General features: G+C 75.7%; 4 protein-coding genes. 3 read left to right on the top strand and 1 reads right to left on the bottom strand.

The annotated features are described in order from the left end of the window. Nucleotides 1–144 (top strand): hypothetical protein (locus FV227_RS30530; protein ID WP_187274994.1); only part of this gene is annotated, 144 nt, incomplete at its 5' end. A 41-nt stretch (nt 145–185) separates the two neighbouring features. On the opposite strand, the gene FV227_RS28345 is transcribed toward FV227_RS30530, so the two are convergent. Next, on the bottom strand, nt 186–1,163 hold the full coding sequence (locus FV227_RS28345; RefSeq protein ID WP_147860456.1) for a sensor domain-containing diguanylate cyclase: 978 nt from the start codon (nt 1,161–1,163) through the stop codon (nt 186–188). A 291-nt stretch (nt 1,164–1,454) separates the two neighbouring features. Here FV227_RS28345 and FV227_RS28340 point away from each other — a divergent pair, with 291 nt between their 5' ends. Together FV227_RS28340 and FV227_RS28335 are read left to right on the top strand one after the other, a co-directional pair. Beyond that, nucleotides 1,455–1,922 carry a CAP domain-containing protein gene (locus tag FV227_RS28340; protein ID WP_243937186.1) on the top strand — a complete coding sequence of 156 codons (468 nt, stop codon included), beginning with the start codon at nt 1,455–1,457 and terminating at the stop codon, nt 1,920–1,922. Nucleotides 1,923–1,962: 40 nt separating this feature from the next. Next, on the top strand, nt 1,963–2,634 hold a 672-nt coding region (locus FV227_RS28335), incomplete at its 3' end, for a TAXI family TRAP transporter solute-binding subunit (protein ID WP_147860455.1).

Here is a 2,634-nt window from a genome sequence, read left to right as displayed (position 1 = left end):
ACGATCCACTTCCGCGCCTCGGGCAACGCCCCCGAGCTGCGGTGCTACACCGAGGCGCCGACCGCCGCGGAAGCCAAGGACCTCCTCGCCTGGGGGCTCGACGCGGCGGCGGCGGCGATGGCGGCGGGAGCCGGACGCGCGTAGCCGTCGCCCCCCCCGGGACTCAAGGGCGCGATGCCGGCCGGTCAGGCGAAGCGGATCGATGCGCCGTGCGTGCGGAAGGTGTTCCGCCCGGCGCGCTTGGCGGCGTAGAGCGCCGCGTCGGCGCGGGCGAAGGCATCCGCCGGCCCGCCGCCCGCGACGGCGGCGATGCCGACCGAGGCGCCGACCCGGATCGTGACGCCGCCGACCTGCATCGGGCGGCCCATCGCATGGACGATCCGCCCCGCCAGGGCTTCGGCGCCGCGCGCGCTGCCATGGCCGCCGAGCAGGATGGCGAATTCGTCGCCGCCGATCCGCGCCACGAGGTCGGCCCGGCGGCAGAGCCCGGCGATGCGGTCGGCCGCCTCCCGGAGGCAGGCATCGCCCGCCGCATGCCCGAAGCCGTCGTTGACCGCCTTGAAGCCGTCGAGGTCGACGAGAACGAGCAGGCCCGCGCCTTGCCGGCACAGGAACGCGAGCCGGTCCTCGAAGCACATCCGGTTGGCGAGGCCCGTCATCCCGTCGAGATCGGCCCGTCGGCGCGCCGCCTCGGCGGCCAGCCTCTCGTCGGTGATGTCCTGCTTGATCCCGAACAGCCGCACCGCGACGCCCGCGCGCGCCTCCACCGTGGCGGTCAGGCGGATCCAGCGGAGTTGCCCGGCGGCGGTGCGGATCTCGGTGTCGAGGCGGAAGCCGGTCCGCTCGGCGATCGCTCGCGAGCGGGCCGCCTCGAGGGCGCGGCGCGAGGCCTCGGGGTAGTGCTCGAGGGCGCGCCCGCGCGACAGGGCCGTCCCGCGCGGGATGCCGAACAGGTCGTAGACGCCGGAGGACCAGTCGATCGCCTCGTCGCGCAGGCGGCATTCCCACACCCCGATCCCGGCCGCGGCCGCGGCCCGGTCGAAGGTGCGCTGGCGCTCGGCCAGCCGCTCGGCGTCCCGGCGGATCAGGCGCAATTGCGCCTCGGCCGAGCGGATCGTCGCCGACGCCGCGGCGACGTCGGGGTGGATGGGCGGTCCGGTCATGCGGCGGGCGACGTCGCACCGACGAAGCCGCCCCGCAGGTTCGCCTCGATGATTTCCACGCGATTCCCGACCCGGACCGGAGCGCGCCGGGACGGCCCGGCATCGACAGCTCCATTCGGTACAGCTTAAGCGCGAGCCGGTGAAGGGTTCGTCAATCCTGATGCGCGTCGCCGCTGCACGGCGCCCCCGGGCACCCTATATGTCGCGGCGGTGGCCCGATCGACGCGGGCCGATGGCGAGCGGCGGATCGGACACGTGGGCAGCATCGGACGATACGGCGCGGGCGCCCTGCTGCTCGCCGGCGCGGCGCTGCTGGCCGGGTGCGCCACCGACACGCAGACCACCGCGGCGCTGCCGAGCCTCTACCTGCCCCTGTCGAACAACGCGGCCCACGTCGACACCGAAGCCGCCCGCGACATGATCTCGGCCTATCGCCGCGGTCGCGGCGAGGCGGCGCTCGCCCTCGACCCCGAGCTCCAGAAGCTCGCCGAGGCCGAGGCGGCGTCGATGGCGCTCGCCGACCGGCCAAGCAAGGCGCAGACCGTGAAGGGCGCCGTAGAGCGGCTCGGCTTCGCGTCGGCCAACGCCAACCTGTCGGCCGGCTACCACACCCTCGCCGAGGCCTTCTCCGGCTGGCGCGACAGCCCGCCCCACAACGCCGTGATGCTCGATCCCAAGGCCGCCCGCATGGGCATCGCCACCGCCTACGCGCCCGGATCGAAGTACAAGGTCTACTGGGCGCTGCTGACCGCGAAATGACGGCCGAGCGACGGCCCCGGCGCGGAGGCGGACACGTGCGATGCGGGTGAAGCCTGTTCTGGTCGCTCTCTGCCTGATGCTCGCCTCGTCCGCGCGGGCCGAGCCGCTTCGCCTCGTCCTCGGCACCGCCACCCCGGGCGGCGGCTTTCCGGCCTACGGCGCGGCGCTGGCGGCCTCGGTCCGCGCGGTCGACCCCGACCTGACTCTGGAGACGCGCGCCACCGGCGGCTCGGCGGAGAACGTCCGGCTGCTGCGCGAGGGCGCCCTCGACCTCGCGCTGGTGCAAGGCGAGTTCGCCTACGACGCGCTGGCGGCGGGTGACGGCCCGCGGCTCACCGCGGTCGCGCCGATGTACGCCACGCCCGGCCTGCTCGTGGTCGCGGCGGCGAGCCCGGTCCGTACCCTCGCCGACCTCGCCGGCAAGCCCGTCGCGCTCGGCACCCGGAATTCCGGGCTGACGGTGATGGGCCGCGCGGTGCTCGCTGCCTCCGGCCTCGACCCGGAGCGCGACATCGTCCCGATCCTGCTGGAGCATGCCGGCGACGGCCCGGCCATGGTCGCCGATGGGCGCGCGGCCGCGCTCTGGGGCGGCGGCATCGGCTGGCCGGGTTTCGCGGCGGTCGCGGCGATGCCCGGGGGCGCCCGCTTCGTCGGCCCGTCGCCGCAGGCGATCGACCGGGCGCTCGCCGCGCGGCCCTCGCTGCGCCGCATG

It is taken from the genome of Methylobacterium sp. WL119, from assembly GCF_008039875.1.
In the GTDB taxonomy this organism is placed as follows: domain Bacteria; phylum Pseudomonadota; class Alphaproteobacteria; order Rhizobiales; family Beijerinckiaceae; genus Methylobacterium.
Note: the sequence above shows the minus strand (reverse complement) of the source record. Positions and strands in the feature narration are given on the sequence as shown.